We start from the raw sequence: 17,063 nt of genomic DNA, 5'->3' as shown, positions 1-17,063 counted from the left end.
ATCGCTCTCCTAATTGCGGTTAGGAGGGGCCCCTCGCCTCACACTAGGCGTTGTCGAAGGGCCCCTCCCGCCAGCTCAGGGCAGGGTCCACTTTTGGTTGGCGGCGGCGGTGCAGGTCCAGAGGTGGACCACCGTGCTGTCGGCGGAGTTGTTGCCGGAGACGTCGAGGCACTTGCTGGACGCCGCGTTGCGGAGCGTGCCGTCGGCCTGGGCGGCCCAGTTCTGGGCGGCGGTCCCGTTGCAGGTCCAGAGCTGGATCTTGGTGCCGTCGGCGGAGGCACCGCCCGACACGTCCAGGCACTTACCCAACGACTTGATCGTGGAGTTGGGGGTGACTGCCCAGGTCTGCGCGGCACTGCCGTTGCAGGTGTAGATCTGGATCTGCGTGCCGTCGGCGGTCGCGGCGTTGCGCACGTCGAGGCACTTGCCGCCGAGGCCCTTGATCGCCCCGGCCCCACCGGCCGGGGGCGTCCCGGTGACGAAGGTGAAGGCGTCCAGGTCGTAGAGCGCCCCGGTGCCCGACCCGGCGAAGGTCAGGTAGAGCGTGGTCGTGCCGGTCGGCGGGTTGCTGATCGTCCCGGTGACGGTGGTGAAGGTTTCCCAACCGCCGGTCACCGGGACCGTGGCCGAGCCGAGCACGGTGCCGGTGGCCGAGCCGGCCCGGACCTGGAGGGTGCCACCGGCACCCGCCGAGGAGACCCGGGCGTTGAACGAGGTCACGTTGCCCAGCCGGTACGGCTGGAACGCGATCCAGTCGCCGTTGTTGATGTCGCCGACGGTCTTGCCACCCTCGGCCGGGGTCTTGCTGAACACGTTGATCCCCGACGAGGTGCCGTAGAACTCGGCCTGGCGGTGCCGCGGCGGCAGCGTGTGCTGGGTGTGCGTGGTCAGCCCACCGGCGTCGGTGTACTCGGCGTCGAAGATCGCGAAGATGTTCGCCGCGTCGTCGTGCTCACCGTCGACCGGGATGGTGATCGAGCCCGAGCAGCCGGTCTGCGAGGTGATCTGGTGCCCGTGCTGGTCGTGCCCGAGCACGTAGGTCATCTTGACCTTCGTGCAGTCGATGGTGCCGTCCTCCGGGTCGCTCACCGTGATGCTGTACGGCACCGTGTCCCCGAAGCCGAACAGCTGACCGTTGCCCGGGTTGTTGATCGTGACCGTGGGCGCGGTGTTGCCGACGCTGATCTGCACGCTGCTGCTGCCGGTGGCGCCCTGCGGGTCGCGCACCGTCAGCGTGGCGGTGTAGGTGCCGTTGGCGCTGTAGGTCTTCGTCGGGTTGGCGGCGGTCGAGGTGGTCCCGTCGCCGAACGCCCACGCGTAGGTCAACGCGCCGCCCTCGGGGTCGGCCGAGCCGGCCGAGGAGAACGTCACAGCGAGCGGGGCCGCGCCGGAGGTGCGGTTGGCACTGGCCTTCGCGGTGGGCGCCCGGTTGCCGCCGCCGACGTAGTCGAAGCGGTAGAGCGCCGAGTTGGCGTCACCGTTGAAGTAGCCGGTGCCGTAGTCGAGCACGTAGTACGCGCCGTCCGGGCCGAACGCCGAGTCCATCACCTGCTTGCCGACCCAGGGAAAGGTGTCGATGGTGCCCCGGGAACCGTCGGAGTTGACGTGGATCGGCTTGATCCAGCCCCGGCCGAACTCGGTGGCGAAGAACTGCCCGTCGAACGACTGCGGGAACTTGGTGGTGAAGGTCGACGAGGCGTTGTACCGGTAGACCGGGCCGCCCATCGGCGACTCGGAGCCACCGCCGAACTCGGTCGGGGTGCCGGCGTCGCCGGCGTACCGGATCCAGGCCGGCTGGGCCGGCGGCAGGGTGGTCAGGCCGGTGTTGCGGAACGAGTTGTTGGTCGGCCCGCCGGTGCAGTTGTACTTCGCGCCGCTGGCGCTGGTCGCGAAGTCGAACTCGTTGTACGTCTCGGTGCTGGTGTTGGTGCCGGTGCAGTACGGCCAGCCGTAGTTGCCCGGCGCCGCGACCCGGTTGAACTCCACCTGGCCGGACGGCCCGCGGGTGGAGCTGGTGGAGCCGGCGTCCGGCCCGTAGTCACCGACGTAGACCACCCCGGTGGCCTTGTCCACGCTGATCCGGAACGGGTTGCGGAACCCCATCGCGTAGATCTCCGGCCGGGTCTTCGCCGTGCCGGGGGCGAACAGGTTGCCCGACGGGATGGAGTACGTGCCGTTGGCGTTCACCTTGATCCGCAGGATCTTGCCGCGCAGGTCGTTGGTGTTGCCGGCGCTGCGCTGCGCGTCGTACGCGGGGTTGCGGTTGGTCCGCTCGTCCAGCGGTGAGTAGCCGGACGACTCGAACGGGTTGGTGTCGTCGCCGGTGGAGAGGTAGAGGTTGCCGGCGGCGTCGAAGTCGATGTCCCCACCGACGTGGCAGCACACGCCACGGCTGGCCGGGACGTCGAGCACGTCGACCTTGCTGGACTGGTTGAGCGTGAAGTCCGAGTTGAGGGTGAACCGGGAGAGCCGGTTCACGCCGTTCCAGGCCGAGAAGTCGGTGCCGGTGGCCGGCGCGTCGCCGCCGGGGGTGGAGAGCGGCGGGGCGTAGTAGAGGTAGACGTAGCGGTTGCTGGCGAAGCCCGGGTCGATCCCGACGCCCTGCAACCCCTCCTCGTCGTGCGAGTAGACCGACAGGGTGCCGATCACGGAGGTGGTGCCGTTGGCGTCGGTGCGGCGCAGGGTGCCGTTGCGGGCGGTGTGCAGGACCGAGCGGTCCGGCAGCACCGCCAGCGACATCGGCTCACCCATGTCGGTCACGCCGCGGGCCAGCTCGACCTGCTGGAAGTCGCTGGCGACGATCGTGTGCGCCTGGGCGGGGGCCGAGCCGGCGGCGAAGGTGACGGTGCCGGCGGCGACCGCCAGCAGCAGCGCTGATCCGGCCGAGAACCATCGTCGGGACCGTTGTCTCGGTGCGTCCTTCATGGACATATGTGTTGTCCCTTCCTGACGTGTGACTGCCAGGCCGGGCGCGCGCCGTCGCGCCGGATGCCGTAGCGGTGGTGGTGGGTCGATGGGTTACCGCGCCGCCGGTTCACCTCGACGAAACATTGTCGTGTTGGTCACGACACTAAGTCGCACGTGTCGATGTGTCCATACCTTCCGGCGGTTCAGCACCAACTTTTGTCGATTTGATCGAAAGTCGCCGGTCAGGCGCGTCGGTCGATCGCCTGCCCGGCCAGCGCAACCAGTGCCGCGCGGGCCTCATCGGCCACCACGGCACTCTGCAGGGCGGAGAGCGCGGCCTCGGTCCGGACCCGGATCATCTGCTCGATCCGCTCCCGCGCGCCGGTCGCCTCGATGATGTCGCGCAGCTCCGCCGCGCCCTCGGCGTCCAACGCCGGGTTGCCGAACAGCTCCCGCAACCGGATGGTCTGCGGCCGGTCGGCGGCGCTGCGGGCCAGCGCCATCATGACGGTGGGCTTGCCCTCACGCAGGTCGTCCAGGACCGACTTCCCGGTGACCGCCGGGTCACCGAACACGCCCAGGACATCGTCGCGGAGCTGGAACGCGTCACCCAGCGGGTCACCGAACTCGCCCAGCGCGGCGATCAGCTCCGGCCCCGCGCCGGCCAGTGCCGCACCGATCTGCAACGGCCGGGTGACCGTGTACCGGGCAGCCTTCATCCGGATCACGGTGAGCGCGCTGGCCACCGAGCCGTCACCCACACCCGAGACCAGGTCCAGGTACTCCCCCGCGATCACCTCGGTACGCATCAGCGCGAACACGCCGTACCCCCGGTGCACCTGCTCGGTGCTCAGCCCGCACTCGTGGAACATCTGATCCGACCAGGCCGCGCAGAGGTCCCCGCAGAGCAGCGCTGTGTTGCGGCCGTACGCCTCGGGGTCACCGCGCCACGACGAGCGGGCGTGCAAATCGGCGAAGAGTCGGTGCACCGACGGCTCACCCCGGCGGCGGTCGCTGCCGTCCAGGATGTCGTCGTGGATCAGCGCGAACGCGTGGAACAGCTCCAGGGCCGCCGCGGCCACCACGATCGGTGTGCCGTCGGCCGCCCCGGCGCCGCGCCAGCCCCAGTAGCAGAAGAGCGGTCGTAACCGCTTGCCACCGGCCAGCACGAACCGTTGCAGCGCGGTGAACACGCCCCGCGGCGCCCCGTCCGGCCAGTCCGGGCCCTGCCGGCTGAGAAACCCGGCCAGCTCCGCGTCGAAGCGCGCCCGCAGCTCGCTGGCGTCGGTGGGCGCGACGGTGACCGTCATGAGCCCTCCCCCGACCCGCCCGCACCGCCGGGGCTCAGCCCGGCCAGCTCCAGCAGCAGCGCCTTGACCTCGGTCGCCGCGATCTTGTCCCGGGCCGCGGTCGGGTCGGAGCAGAGCAGCACCGGGCCGTCCGCCGGGTCGTCCGGCAGCCGCCCGTGCGAGCCGCGCACCGCCCGCGCGCCGGCGTCCAGGCCGACAGCGCTCATCAGGTACCGCATGCCGAGCTTCTTGCGGGCCAGCGCCACCCCGGCGCGAGCCTTCGCGGCACCGGGGTTGGCCGGGTCGAAGAACAGCTCCGCCGGGTCGTAACCCGGCTTGCGGTGAATCTCCACGAGTCGGGCGAAGTCCGGTGCCTGGGCGTCGTCCAGCCAGTAGTAGTAGGTGAACCAGGCGTCCGGCTCGGCCACCAGCACCAGTTCACCGGCGCGCGGATGGTCCAGACCGTGTGCCGCCTTGCCCTCGGCGTCGAGCACCTCGGCCACCCCGGGCAGGCCGGCGCAGAGCTTCGCCACCGCCGGCACGTCGGCCGGGTCCTTGACGTAGACGTGCGCGATCTGGTGGTCGGCGACCGCGAACGCCTTCGACGTCCACGGGTCGAGGTACTCCATGCCGGCCTGGGTGTGCACCCGCAACAGCCCCTCGGCGCGCAGCAACCGGTTGACGTCCACCGGCCGGGACACGTCGGTGATGCCGTACTCCGACAGCACCACCACAGTGGCGTCCCGGGCCCGGGCGGCGTCCAGGAGCGGGCCGAGCACCGCGTCCAGCTCCGCTGCCGCCGCGGCGGCCTGGGCCGACGAGGGACCGAAGCGTTGCAGGTCGTAGTCCAGGTGCGGGACGTAGACCAGGGTCAGGTCGGGAGACACGTCGGCGAGGATCTGCTCGGCCGCCTGACAGATCCACCGCGACGACGGCAACGCGGCGGTCGGCCCCCAGTAGGTGAAGAGCGGGAAGGTGCCCAGCCGCCCGGTGAGCGCGTCGTGCAGCTCCGGCGGGTCGGTGTAGCAGTCCGGTTCCTTGCGTCCGTCGGCGTAGTAGACCGGGCGGGGCGTCACCGTCCAGTTGACGTCCGCTCCCATGGCGTACCACCAGCAGACGTTGGCCACTGTGTAGCCGGGTTCGGCCCGGCGGGCGGCCTGCCAGAGCTTGTCCCCGCCGACCAGCGCGTTGTGCTGCCGCCACAGCAGCACCTCGCCCAGCTCCCGGAAATACCACCCGTTGCCGACGATCCCGTGCCCGCTGGGCGGCTCGCCGGTGAGGAAGGTGGACTGCACCGAGCAGGTCACGGCGGGCAGCACGGTGCCCAACTCGGCCCGGAAGCCGCCGTCGGCGACCCCCCGCAGCCGAGGCATGTGCGCCAGTAGTCGGGGCGTCAACCCCACCACGTCGAGGACCACCAGTCGCCGGCTCATCGCGTCACCCCCATGCTCACGGTTCGCTCTGCGGTCAGGCCGAGGCCGACCAGTTCGTCCCGGGCGAAGGCCAGCTCCGCCGCGATGCCGGCGGCCAGCTCCGCGTCGGTGCCCGGCCGTCGTGCGGCCGGCAGCACCCCCCAGGTGTACGTCTCGACGTCGAGGTGGTCGCAGCCGGCGGTCGGGCCGTCGAAGAGCGCTCTCAGGGCCGCGCGGAGCACCGGCAGTGTCGAGCCGAGCGGCTCCTCGGGTGGGGCGTGCAGCGGCACGTGGTAGTGCACCCGCCACGGGCCGGGCAGCGCCCGGTCCAGCGCCTCGTCCAGGTCGTCGGCCGCGTACGCCGGGTCGGCCGGGTCGGCCAGACCGGCGCAACCGGCACCCCTTGTCTGGTGCAGGAAGCGTGGCTCCACCCAGCGGCGCAACGCCTCGGCCCCGCCCCCCGGGTCGGCGGCCTCGACGGCGGCGGAGACCTGGACCTTCACCACCGGCAGGCCGGCCGCCCGCAGTCGGTCCAGCGCCTCGGCCGGCTCCTCCCAGGCGCAGGCCAGGTGGGCCAGGTCGAGGCAGACACCCAGCCGGTCGGTGTCCATCCCGGACAACAGCGCGGCCGCCTGACCGGTGCTCTCCACCACACAGCCGGGCTCCGGCTCGAAGGCGACGCGCACCTCACGCCCGGTGTCCCGCTGCACGTCGGCCAGGCCGGCGGAGAGCTGGTCCAGCCGGCGTCGGGCCGCGTCGGCCCGGTCGGTGTCCCACGGTTGACGCCAGGCCAGCGGCAGCGTGGAGATCGAACCTCGGGCGGCGTCGTCGGGCAGCAGGTCGGCGAGCACCCGGGCCAGATTCACTGTGTACCTCAGGCGCTGCTCGGTGGTCCAGTCCGGGTGGTACACGTCCTGCTTGACCACCGGGGCCTGGAAGGCCGCGTACGGGAAGCCGTTGAGGGTGACCACCTCCAGCCCTCGCGCGTCCAGCTCGGTGCGCATCCGGCGGCGTAGCGTCGGGTCGGCGGCCAGCTCGGCGGCGACCGGGGCGGCCAGCCACAGGCCGAGCCCGAGCAGGTCGCTGCCGAGCGCCTCGCGGACCGGCACCGCGTAGGTGTCCAGTTGACCGAGGATGCCGGCGAGGTCCTCGGCCGGGTGCACGTTGGTGCAGTAGCCCAGGTGGACGGTCTCACCGCCGGCATGTCGCAGCCGCATCAGCTGCCGCCGCGCAGGATCGAGTTGCCGGTCTGCGGATCCACTGCGGCAGCGGTGTCCAGGTCGCTGAGGTCGAGGCGCCCCGACTGCCCGTAGAACTCCACAGGGTTTCGCCACAGCACCTTGTCGACGTCGTCGTCGCTGAAGCCGGCCGCGAGCATCGCCTCGCCGGTGGCCCGGGTCAGCAGCGGGTCGGAGCGCCCCCAGTCGGCTGCCGAGTTGACCAGCATCCGTTCCGTGCCGTACTCCCGCAGCAACTCCACCATCCGCTGCGGGGTCATCTTGGTGTCCGGGTAGATGGAGAAACCCAGCCAGCAGCCGCTGTCGCGGACCAGCTTCACTGTCACCTCGTTGAGGTGGTCGACGACCACCCGACCCGCGTCGATGCCGGACTCGGCGACCACGGCGAGGGTCCGCTCGCAGCCGCGCGCCTTGTCCCGGTGCGGGGTGTGCACCAACGCCGGCAGGTCGTACGCCACAGCGAGGGCGAGCTGCGCCGCGAACGCCTCGTCCTCCTCGGGCGTCATCGAGTCGTACCCGATCTCGCCGACCGCCACCACCGCGTCCTTGTCCAGGTAGCGGGGCAGCAGGTCGAGCACCGGACGACAGCGCGGGTCGTTGGCCTCCTTGGGGTTCAGCGCGATGGTGGCGAAGTGGCGCACCCCGAACTGCCCGGCCCGGAACGGCTCCCAGCCGATCAGGGAGTCGAAGTAGTCGGTGAACGAGGCGGCGCTGGTGCGCGGCTGACCCAGCCAGAACGCCGGCTCGACCACCGCGCGCACTCCGGCGGCGGCCATTCGTTCGTAGTCGTCGGTGGTGCGTGAGGTCATGTGGATGTGGGGGTCGAAGATGCGCATTCACGCCTCCCGGGGCAGTGCGGCGGTGAGCCGGTGGAGCAGGTCGGTGGCGTCGGCGGGCAACTCCCGGCCGGCGGCGTGCCGTTCGGCGGCCAGCGCGGCCAGCATCGCGGTCAGCTCGCTGTCGGCCCGGGTGTCCAGGTCGGCCACGGTGGCCAGGGGGACACCGCTGAACACGCACTTGAGCACCGCCTGCCGCCAGGCGGCCTGGTCGAGGTGCCCGGCGTACGGGCCGAGCGCGGCGGCGACCAGCCGGGTGTCGTTGGTCCGGATCGCGTCGTGCAGCAACGGAACCCCGTCGGCGCCGATCGGCAGCAGCGGCAGGGCGCGCAGCACGGCTCGTCGTTCGGCCGCGTCACCGTGCTGGTAGAGGCGCTCGGCGTACGCCGCGTGCTCGCCGGGCAGGCTGGTGAGCAGCAGCACCCGGGCCGCGTCGTCGGCGGTCCAGCCGGGGGCGTCGGGCAGCGCGGCCCGACCGCAGCGTCGGCCGACGGCGGGAAAGAGCCGGGTGATCGCGGCGGGCTCCGTGGTGACCCGGCGCAGGGCCGTGTCCAGCCAGTCGGGATCGGGTACGCCTCCCAGCGCGGCCCGTAGTGAATCCGGTGTCATCCCGTCTCCTCCCCTTGTTGCTACGCAGGCACCCCAGGAATGTCTGCGGGCAGTTCGTCCTTCGTGCGGCCGGCCAGTGCGGCGGCACGCAGGAACTCGATCGACCGGGCGGCCACGGCGGGTGCGGCGTGCGAGTCGCGGGGCAGCTCGACGGCGACCAGGCCGCGGTAGCCGGCGTCGCGCAGCGCGGCCAGCACCGGCGGGAAGTCGATCTCGCCGACGCCGAACTCCAGGTGCTCGTGCACGCCTCGGCGCATGTCGTCGATCTGCACGTTGACCAGGTGGTCGGCCACCTCGGCGACGCACTGCGGCACCGGCCAGGGCTCCAGGCACCGGCAGTGGCCGATGTCGACGGTGATGCCGAAGCGGGCCGGGTTGTCGAGTGCGGCGTGCAGCCGACGCCAGTCCGCGATGTCCTGCACCAGCATGCCCGGCTCCGGCTCGAAGCCGACTGTGACGCCGGCGGTGTCGGCCGCGTCGACCACTGTGGCGCAGCCGGCCACCAGCCGGTCCCAGGCGCACTGCTGTGACACCGCCTCGGGCCGGACACCGGCCCAGAACGAGACCGCCTCCGCGCCCAGGTCGGCGCCGATCCGCACGGCCCGGCGCAGGAACTCGATCCGCCGGGTCGGGTCGTCGTGCAGCAACGTCGGGGCGTGCTTCTGCCACGGGTCGAGCAGGTAGCGGGCGCCGGTCTCGATGACCACCGCCAGGCCCAGCGACTCCAACCGTCGACCGACTGCGGCGACCCGGCGGGTGAGCCCGGGCGCGAACGGGTCCAGGTGGTCGTGGTCCAGGGTGAGCGCCACCCCGTCGTAGCCGAGGTCGGCGATGACGGCGAGCGCGTCGTCGAGGCGGTGGTTGGCGAAGCCGTTCGTGCCGTACCCGAGGCGCAGCGTGGTGGCGTCGGCGGCCGGCGCACCGGGCCGGGGCTCGGGAACGCTCATGTCGGGGAGACCTTTCGGGCCAGCCGTCGACCCAGCGGCGCGGCCGCCGCGACGGCCACCCCGAGCAGACCTGCTCCACCCCGTGCGGTGAGGGCTCCCTGGAGGGCCGGCAACCCGGTGATACCGGCGCCGACGGCAGCGCGGACCCGCCCGGCCGACGGGTCCCGGACAACCTCGGCCTGGGCCGCGCCGTAGCGGGCGGCGTACCAGCCGGCCAGCACTGCGGGCAGCACCGCCGCGATCGTGGCCGACCGGCTGCGACCCGCGCGCCCACCTGCCTCGTCGCCGGTCTCGGCCCGGTCGGTGACACCGGCCTGGTTCGTCGTTCGGAGGGCTGCGCGTCGGGCGCCCGGCACGGCGACGGCGGCACTGGCGGCGACCACAGCGGTGCCGGCGAGGGTGCGCATCGGCAGGGTGGCGTCGGCGCCGGTGACCTCCCGGCGGGACAGCGCGGTGACCGTCCAGGTGTGCGCGGCGATGGTGGCCGCCGCCGGCAGCGCCCGGGTCATCCGGCCGCCGGAAGCGCCGAGCAGCACGTCCAGCCCTCGGCAGGCGGCCATCACGGCCGGGCCGGCTGCGGTGTTCTTGGCCAGCAGGTCGTACCCCCAGATGGTGGCGGCCAGCGGCACGGCGAGCGCGGCGGCGCGGCGACCGCCCACGGCGGCGGCCAGGCCCACGCCGGCGACCGTGAGGCCCGCCGCGAGACCGACAGCGGCGGCGGGGGTGACCCGACCGCTCGGGATCGGCCGCTCGGGCCGTTCCTCGGCGTCCAGACGCCGGTCGGCCCAGTCGTTGGCGGCCATGCCGGCCCAGTAGAGCAGCACCGACGCGCCGGCCAGGGCAGGGGTACGCGGGCTCAGCGCGCCGGCCGCCGCGGCCCCGGCGATCACGTCACCGGGCACCGAGAGCGCGGCCGGCGCCCGGACCAGCTCGGCGAGATCAGCCAACGTTGTCATGGACACCGTCCACGCCGTCGTGCAGCTGCCGGGTGAAGGCGGTCAGCCGGGCCCACTGCTCACCCAGCGAGTGGGTGGGCGAGCCCAGCGGGTCCTTGAAGAAGAAGCCCAGGTCGGCCAGCGGCCCCACCTGTCCGGCGGCGTGCGCGGCGGCGGTGAGTCGGGCCAGGTCGAGCACCAGCGGCGCGGCCAGCGCGGAGTCGCAGCCGTGCCAGGTGAACTCCATCCGCATGCCGGTGCCGAGGAAACCGTTGAAGGTGATCAGATCCCAGGCGGTCTTGAAGTCGCCCAGCTCCTCGACGTACTCGATGCGGGTGCCGCCCTGCGGGACGTAGCCCAGCGTCTCGCCGAGCACCCGCTGCTTGCTCTGCACCTTCGCCGCGTTCGCGGCCGGGTCGGCGAGGGTGGCGCCGTCGCCACCGCCGAGCAGGTTGACCCCGGACCAGGAGCCCACGGCCAGGTTGCGCATCGCGAACATCGGCGCGAGCACCGACTTGACCAGGGTCTCGCCGGTCTTGCCGTCGTGCCCGGCGTACGGCAGTCGGGCCTCCTCGGCGAGTGCGGCCAGCGCCGGCAACCGCAGCCCGGTGGACGGGGTGAAGTCGACGTACGGGCAGCCGGCCAGCACCGCCGCGTACGCGTAGAGGGAGCTGACCGGCAGCACCTCGTCCGGACCGTCGAGGGCGGCGCGCAGTGCGGCCGGGTCGGCGTGCCCGGGGTGCGGTCGAGGGGCCGGCTCGGTGGCGGAGACGTTGACCACCACCACCCGGTCAAGCTCGTGCCGCTCGCGGAAACTGGTCAGGTCGCGGACCACCGCCTCGGCCCGGTCGGCCTGGGTGTCGCCGACCGGTGCGGGGCGCAACTCCTGCTCGACCACGCCCAGTTCGTCGCGGAGTGCCGCGACCAGCCGCCAGGGGATGACACCGGCGTCAGCGAGGGCCTCGGCGCGCTTGCACAGCGGAGTGGTGGCCAGGTCGTGTCCGCCGAAGACCAGATCGGCGAAGGCCGGCAGGGCCGGGCCGCGCAGCTCGGGAAGCTCGGTGACGCAGCCGGTGGACCCGGCCAGGCCGGCCCGCAGCGCGAGCGCCCCGACGATGCTGGTGGTCGCGACGGAACCGCGCGCTCCTACCAGCCAGACACCTGTTCGCATGGTGCTCCTTCCCCATTCACGAGGAACCGTCGGTACCGCTAAATATAGGAATATCAGAATATGTTCCGGAAAGATACGGCCAGGTTTCGGAAAGTCTCGGGCCGGGTGGATGGGCCCCGTCCGCTCGCCCCGCACCGGAACAGCACCGGCTTCCAACGTCGGCGTCGGCGGCGACGACGCCGGACCGGATCCCGGCAGGTGCGAGCAGACGGGGCTGGTAGGCAGGGTCGGGTCGGCGTCTCGACCCTGCCTCCCCCGCATCCGGCCGGTCGGGGCATTGGCATGCCCCGGCCGGGCGTCTCAGGCCGCCGCGCCGACCGGATCACCGACCGAACCACGACCCGCCGGGAACCGGCGAGCGGGTGCGGTACGGGTGGGGGCGGCGGCGGGCGGTGTCATCAGGTCCTCCGGAGGTCACCGGTGGTGGCGGTCCTCCGGTGCGGCCGGGGAATCCCGGTCCGGTCGCACCGGACGACCGTCCTGCTCGTGCGCCACCGGGCCGTGGGGCCCGGCTGCACGCTCTCCGAAAACCGACCTCTGTCCCGGCCACGGGGCGCAATCCGTGGCTGGTCCCTCGCCGGTCGGCTTCGGAAAGCCGGTCGGGCGATGGCGGTGCGAACACCGCCCTCGCGGATGGTCAAAGGTCAGACAGCCGCCGCGGTCAGCGCCGGTTCCACCTCGGCCCACGAGGAGCCGAGCTCCGCCGAACGGGCCACCGCGTCCAGCACCAGCTGGACCTGCAACGCGTCGGCGAAGGAGGGAGTCGGGTCGACACCGGTGGCGACCGCCTCGATGAAGTCGCGCATCTCGTGCGTGAACGAGTGCTCGTAGCCGATGATGTGGCCCGGGGGCCACCACGCCGACATGTACGGGTGCTCGCCCTCGGTCACCAGGATGCGGGTGAAGCCCTGCTCCACGGCCGGGCGGGTCGCGTCGTAGAACTCCAGCTCGTTGAGGCGCTCCAGGTCGAAGACCACACTGCCCAGCGAGCCGTTGATCTCGACGCGCAGCGCGTTCTTACGGCCCGTCGCGAACCGGCTCGCCTCGTACGTGGCCAGGGCGCCGCCGTCGAGTCGCGCCACGAAGACCGCGGCGTCATCGACGGTGACAGTCCCGGTGGGGGCCGTGTGGCCGTCCACCGAGGCCGCCAGACCGCTCGACTCGGCCGGCAACGGCCGCTCCTTGACGAAGGTCTCGGTGACCGCGCTGACGCCGCTGATCCGCTGACCCGTGACGAACTGGGTCAGGTCGATGATGTGCGCACCGATGTCACCGAGCGCGCCGGAGCCCGCCCTGTCCTTCTGCAACCGCCAGACCAGCGGGAACTGCGGGTCCACGATCCAGTCCTGCAGGTACGTCGCACGGACGTGTCGAATCACCCCGAGCCGTCCGTCGGCGACCAACTGGCGCATCATCGTGACCGCGGGGACCCGGCGGTAGTTGAACCCGCACATCGACCGCACTCCGGAAGCCCGGGCTGCATCCGCCGCAGCGGTCATCGCCCGTGCCTCCTCCACCGAGTTGGCCAACGGCTTCTCGCACAGAACGTGCTTGCCCGCGGCCAACGCGGCGAGAGCGATCTCGGCGTGGCTGTCGCCCGGGGTGCAGATGTCGACAACGTCGATGTCGTCCCGGTTGATCAGGTCACGCCAGTCGGTGGTGTACGCGTCCCAGCCGAGTGTGTCGGCGGCGTCAGCCACCTTCGCTGTGTCTCGGCCGCAGATCAACGCCATCCGGGCCCGCGCCGGCAGGTCGAAGACGCGGTTCACGGTGCGCCACGCCTGTGAGTGCGCGGCGCCCATGAACGCGTAGCCGACCATGCCGACCCGCAGTTCTCTGTCTAACGTGGACAAGGTGGGTCTCCCCCCGGTATGTCAGAACCCGAGCTTGTCGTAGCTGCTCGCGTTCTCCTTGGTGATCGTCTCGGAGGCGAGAGTCACTTCCTTGGGCACCTGCAGCTCCGTGAAGTCGCCCAGGCCGCGACCCTGCGCGACGAGCCGCGCGAGCGAGATCGCCGACGAGGCCATCGACGGGTTGTAGGTGACGGTGGCCTTCAGCACGCTGTTGTCGGCCTTGATGGCGTCGATCGCGAGCTTGGAGCCCGCGCCGCCGACCATGAAGAACTCCGACCGGTTCGCCTGCTTGATGGCCGCGAGCACACCGATGCCCTGGTCGTCGTCGTGGTTCCAGATGGCGTCGATCTTCGGCAGCGCCTGGAGCAGCTGGGACGCCTCACGCTGACCGCTGTCCGAGGTGAACTCGGCCGAACGACGGTTCTTCACAGTGAACCCGTAGGTCGCCAGGGCGGCCTTGAAGCCCTCGCTGCGCTCGACGGTCAGCGGGATCTCCAGACCGGCGATCTCACCGATGACCGGGTTGGTGACGCCCTTGTCCTTGAGCATCTTGCCGATGTAGTGCCCGGCCGAGACGCCCATGCCGTAGTTGTCGCCCTTGATCACCAGCCGCGAGGCCAGCGCGTCGGGGAACGCCCGGTCGAGGTTGACGATCGGGATGCCCGCCTGCATGGCCTGGAGGGCAACGGCGTTGACCTCCTTGCCGTCGTGCGGCAGCACGACGATGATGTCCGGCTTCTGGGCGATCAGCGTGCCGAGCGTGGAACGCTGGGCCTCGGAGTTCGACCCACCGTCGACCTCCTTGAACTCCACGTCCGAGTAGGCCGCGGCCTGCGCCTTGGCGTTGGCGTGGATGGCGCCCATCCAGCCGTGGTCGGCGGCCGGGGCGGAGAAGCCGATGACGACCTTCTTGCCCGGGGCGTTGTTGCCTTCGGCGTTTCCGGCGGCCTTGGTCTGGGTGCTGGCAGCCGGGGTGTCGTTGCTGGTGCAGGCGGTGAGCAGGGTGGCAGCGCCCACTGCGGCTCCACCGAAGAGCAACCGGCGGCGCGACAGGTCGCGACTGTGCTGGGTCATGAATGACCTCCTGGGAGCGGGATGTGACTTTTTGAGGGTGTGCGAGGCCCGGCCACCGTCGAAGGTCTCGACGTCGCCAGGACAACGGTGCGGTGCGTCAGGTTGCGGTGGTGACCCTGTTCCGCGCGAGGAGCCGAGTGACTGACTTGAACTGGAACTGCTGGACCAGGACGGCCGCGACGATGATGCCGCCCTTGACCATGTTCTGCGCCTCGATGGAGAGGCCGTTGATGGCGAAGAGGTTCGTGATGGTGGCGAAGATGATGACGCCGAGCAGCGAGCCGACGATCGTGCCCCGACCGCCGCTGAGCAGCGTCCCGCCGATGATCGCCGCGGCGATCGCGTCCAACTCGTACAGGTTGGCCATCGCCGCCTGCGCCGAGGTCGCCTGCGAGGTGAGCATGATGGCGGCGATACCGCAGCAGAGACCGGAGAGCGCGTAGAGCAGCATGGTGTGCCGCCGGACGTTGATGCCGGCCAGCCGGGCCGCCTCCGGGTTGCCGCCGACGGCGATGGTCCGCCGGCCGAAGGTCGTGCGGTTGAGCACTACCCAACCGGCCAGCACGACAGCGCCGAGGATGTAGACGAGGATCGGGATCCCGATCACCTTGCGCGCCGCGATGTCGTTGATGAACGTGCTGCTCGACACCTGGGTCTGCTTGTTGGAGATCGACGCCGCGAGCCCACGCGCGGCCACCAGCATCGCGAGCGTCGCGATGAAGGGGACCAGCCGCCCGTACGAGATGAGCACACCGTTGACGAGGCCGACGCAGATGCCGACCGCGAGGGCGGCGAAGATCATGCCGGCGGCGCCGTAGCTCTGGGTGGCCACAGTGGTGCACCAGACCCCGGCCAACGCGACGATCGCGCCGACCGACAGGTCGATGCCACCGCCGATGATCACGAAGGTCATCCCGACAGTGACCACGCCGACGACCGAGGCCAACTGGAGGATGGCCAGGACGTTGTTCCAGACCCAGTTTGGGTCGCCGTACAGGTCGGGCTTGGTGACCGCGCCGACCACGATGAGCGCGGCCAGCACCCCGATCAGACCGAGGTTGCGCTTGGCGCCGTCGCCACCGTCACCCCGCCACCAGGAGAGCTTGCCCCCGGATCCTGCCTTGTCGCTGGCCACCGCCGTCTCCGCCGGGTCCACCGGCGGCGACTGCGCCGGAAGCTGCGGGCGCTCCGGTGTCGCGGTGGGAGTGGGAGTCGCGTCGCTCATGCCGGTGCGCCTTCCATCAAGGACCCCGCCATCACGAGGTCAAGCACAGTGTTTTCGTCGAGTTCGCCGGCCGCGGCTTCGCGGACGACCCGCCCTTCCCGCATCACCAGCACCCGGTCGGCCAGACCCAGCACCTCGGGCACCTCGCTGGAGACCAGCAGCACCCCGACGCCCTGAGCGGCCAATCCCCGGATGACCTGGTAAAGCTCGGCCCGGGCGCCCACGTCCACGCCCCGGGTCGGCTCGTCGAGAAGCAGCAACTTGGTGCCGCCGAGCAGCCAACGCCCGACCACCACCTTCTGCTGGTTACCGCCGGACAGCGTGCGTACCGGCCGGTCCACGTCCCGGGGCCGCAGCTCCAGGGTCTCCGCGATCCGGTCCGCCTCGGCGCGTTCCTTGGCGGCGTTGGTGAAGCCGAGCCGCGCGTACCGGCCGAAGGTGGCCAGCGTGACGTTGCGGTAGATGGGCTCACCGAGCAGCAGCGCCTGGCTCTTGCGTTCCTCCGGGGCCATTCCCATGCCGGCGCGAACCGCCGCGCCGACGCCGGGCCGCAGGACCTTCCCGTCCATCTGCACGGTGCCGGCCTCCGGGAGGCGGGCACCGTAGATCGTCTCCAGCAGCTCGGAACGACCGGAGCCGACCAGCCCCGCGATGCCCACGATCTCCCCGGCACGCACGCTCAGCGACACGTCGGCGAACTCGCCAGTGCGGGTCAACCCCTCCACCTGGAGCAGGTCGGCACCCGCGGAGTCGTCGGTCGGCCGGTCCGGGAAGACGTACTCGATGGTGCGGCCGGTCATCCGGCTCACCAGGTCGCGGGTCGGGGTGTCGCGCGCCGGCAGGTTCGCCGCCGTGGTCCGGCCGTCCTTGAGTACGGTGACCCGGTCGCCGATCTCGCGGATCTCCTCCAAGCGGTGGGAGATGTAGATGACGGCGATGCCCTGCGCGGTCAACTCTCGGATGATCCGGAACAGGTTGCCGACCTCGTCGTGGGCCAGCACGGCGCTCGGCTCGTCCATGATGATCAGTCGGGCCTCGTGCGACAGCGCCCGCGCCATGCTGACGATCTGCTTGCCGGCAGCCGGCAGGGACCGGACCATCCGCCCCGGCGGGATCTCGCCGTGGCCCAGCCGGCTGAGGATCTGCCGGGTGTGCCGGGCCATCCGGCCGCGCCGGACGAAACCGAAGTTGCGGTACTCGTGTCCGAGGAACGCGTTCTCCGCCACCGACAGGTCCTCGACGAGGTCGAGCTCCTGGTAGATCGTGGCGATGCCCGCCTTCATGGCGGCCTGCGGGTTGGCGAACGCGGCCGGCTCACCGCGCCACTCCACCTGCCCGGAATCCGGTTGGTGCACCCCGGCGAGCACCTTGATGAGGGTGGACTTGCCGGCGCCGTTCTGCCCGAGCAGGCAGTGCACCTCGCCGGCACGCACCTCCAACTGCACGCCGTCGAGCGCGCGTACGCCGGGGAAGGTCTTCACCAGATCGGTGAGGCGCAGGACCACCTCGCCCGCGACGGTGTCGGCGGGAGCCTCGACCAGCGGCGCCTCGGCGACGGCCTCGGCCG

13 protein-coding genes are annotated in these 17,063 nt (G+C 71.6%); all 13 read right to left on the bottom strand.

What is annotated here, in order from left to right; all coding sequences use genetic code 11:
* Positions 1-75 precede the first annotated feature (75 nt).
* Complete coding sequence (locus tag ABZS40_RS28500) at positions 76-2,931, bottom strand: PQQ-dependent sugar dehydrogenase (RefSeq protein WP_354946559.1); 2,856 nt, start codon at positions 2,929-2,931, stop codon at positions 76-78.
* 218 nt (positions 2,932-3,149) lie between these two features.
* Positions 3,150-4,217, bottom strand: a complete 1,068-nt coding sequence (locus ABZS40_RS28495) for a polyprenyl synthetase family protein (RefSeq protein WP_354946558.1) — start codon at positions 4,215-4,217, stop codon at positions 3,150-3,152.
* Positions 4,214-5,629 (bottom strand): nucleotide pyrophosphatase/phosphodiesterase family protein, encoded by a 1,416-nt coding sequence (locus ABZS40_RS28490; protein WP_354946557.1) that lies wholly within the window; start codon positions 5,627-5,629, stop codon positions 4,214-4,216. Before ABZS40_RS28490 ends, ABZS40_RS28495 begins: the two co-directional genes overlap by 4 nt.
* The gene (gene eboE, locus ABZS40_RS28485; protein ID WP_354946556.1) at positions 5,626-6,825 is read right to left on the bottom strand and encodes a metabolite traffic protein EboE; all 1,200 of its coding nucleotides are present in this window, start codon (positions 6,823-6,825) and stop codon (positions 5,626-5,628) included. Before eboE ends, ABZS40_RS28490 begins: the two co-directional genes overlap by 4 nt.
* Entirely contained in the window at positions 6,825-7,682 is an 858-nt protein-coding gene (locus ABZS40_RS28480; protein ID WP_210783901.1) for a TatD family hydrolase, read from the bottom strand. Before ABZS40_RS28480 ends, eboE begins: the two co-directional genes overlap by 1 nt.
* A complete protein-coding gene (locus tag ABZS40_RS28475) occupies positions 7,683-8,291 on the bottom strand; it encodes an EboA domain-containing protein (protein WP_354946555.1) in 609 nt (202 codons plus the stop codon).
* A gap of 20 nt (positions 8,292-8,311) precedes the next feature.
* Positions 8,312-9,238: a sugar phosphate isomerase/epimerase family protein gene (locus ABZS40_RS28470; protein ID WP_354946554.1), complete on the bottom strand. Its 927-nt coding sequence runs from the start codon at positions 9,236-9,238 to the stop codon at positions 8,312-8,314.
* Positions 9,235-10,194 carry an SCO3242 family prenyltransferase gene (locus tag ABZS40_RS28465; protein WP_354946553.1) on the bottom strand — a complete coding sequence of 320 codons (960 nt, stop codon included), beginning with the start codon at positions 10,192-10,194 and terminating at the stop codon, positions 9,235-9,237. The genes ABZS40_RS28470 and ABZS40_RS28465 overlap by 4 nt, the downstream gene beginning before the upstream one ends.
* Positions 10,178-11,344, bottom strand: a complete 1,167-nt coding sequence (locus ABZS40_RS28460) for an inositol-3-phosphate synthase (RefSeq protein WP_354946552.1) — start codon at positions 11,342-11,344, stop codon at positions 10,178-10,180. The genes ABZS40_RS28465 and ABZS40_RS28460 overlap by 17 nt, the downstream gene beginning before the upstream one ends.
* A gap of 644 nt (positions 11,345-11,988) precedes the next feature.
* Positions 11,989-13,197 carry a Gfo/Idh/MocA family oxidoreductase gene (locus tag ABZS40_RS28455; protein ID WP_354946551.1) on the bottom strand — a complete coding sequence of 403 codons (1,209 nt, stop codon included), beginning with the start codon at positions 13,195-13,197 and terminating at the stop codon, positions 11,989-11,991.
* A gap of 21 nt (positions 13,198-13,218) precedes the next feature.
* Complete coding sequence (locus ABZS40_RS28450; RefSeq protein ID WP_354946550.1) at positions 13,219-14,271, bottom strand: substrate-binding domain-containing protein; 1,053 nt, start codon at positions 14,269-14,271, stop codon at positions 13,219-13,221.
* A 97-nt stretch (positions 14,272-14,368) separates the two neighbouring features.
* Complete coding sequence (locus ABZS40_RS28445; RefSeq protein WP_354946549.1) at positions 14,369-15,496, bottom strand: ABC transporter permease; 1,128 nt, start codon at positions 15,494-15,496, stop codon at positions 14,369-14,371.
* Positions 15,493-17,001 (bottom strand): sugar ABC transporter ATP-binding protein, encoded by a 1,509-nt coding sequence (locus tag ABZS40_RS28440; protein WP_354946593.1) that lies wholly within the window; start codon positions 16,999-17,001, stop codon positions 15,493-15,495. The genes ABZS40_RS28445 and ABZS40_RS28440 overlap by 4 nt, the downstream gene beginning before the upstream one ends.
* Positions 17,002-17,063 lie beyond the last annotated feature (62 nt).

Origin of the sequence: Micromonospora sp. NPDC005324 (genome assembly GCF_040607155.1) — a bacterium.
Taxonomy (GTDB): Bacteria; Actinomycetota; Actinomycetes; order Mycobacteriales; family Micromonosporaceae; genus Micromonospora; species Micromonospora trifolii.
This window is presented reverse-complemented; position numbering and strand designations above follow the sequence as displayed.

Excerpts from the sequence above, each read along its gene's own strand:
- ABZS40_RS28500 (WP_354946559.1), bottom strand. The coding sequence starts at position 2,931 with ATGTCCATGAAGGACGCACCGAGACAACGGTCCCGACGATGGTTCTCG.
- ABZS40_RS28495 (WP_354946558.1), bottom strand. The coding sequence starts at position 4,217 with ATGACGGTCACCGTCGCGCCCACCGACGCCAGCGAGCTGCGGGCGCGC.
- ABZS40_RS28490 (WP_354946557.1), bottom strand. The coding sequence starts at position 5,629 with ATGAGCCGGCGACTGGTGGTCCTCGACGTGGTGGGGTTGACGCCCCGA.
- eboE (WP_354946556.1), bottom strand. The coding sequence starts at position 6,825 with ATGCGGCTGCGACATGCCGGCGGTGAGACCGTCCACCTGGGCTACTGC.
- ABZS40_RS28480 (WP_210783901.1), bottom strand. The coding sequence starts at position 7,682 with ATGCGCATCTTCGACCCCCACATCCACATGACCTCACGCACCACCGAC.
- ABZS40_RS28475 (WP_354946555.1), bottom strand. The coding sequence starts at position 8,291 with ATGACACCGGATTCACTACGGGCCGCGCTGGGAGGCGTACCCGATCCC.
- ABZS40_RS28470 (WP_354946554.1), bottom strand. The coding sequence starts at position 9,238 with ATGAGCGTTCCCGAGCCCCGGCCCGGTGCGCCGGCCGCCGACGCCACC.
- ABZS40_RS28465 (WP_354946553.1), bottom strand. The coding sequence starts at position 10,194 with ATGACAACGTTGGCTGATCTCGCCGAGCTGGTCCGGGCGCCGGCCGCG.
- ABZS40_RS28460 (WP_354946552.1), bottom strand. The coding sequence starts at position 11,344 with ATGCGAACAGGTGTCTGGCTGGTAGGAGCGCGCGGTTCCGTCGCGACC.
- ABZS40_RS28450 (WP_354946550.1), bottom strand. The coding sequence starts at position 14,271 with ATGACCCAGCACAGTCGCGACCTGTCGCGCCGCCGGTTGCTCTTCGGT.
- ABZS40_RS28445 (WP_354946549.1), bottom strand. The coding sequence starts at position 15,496 with ATGAGCGACGCGACTCCCACTCCCACCGCGACACCGGAGCGCCCGCAG.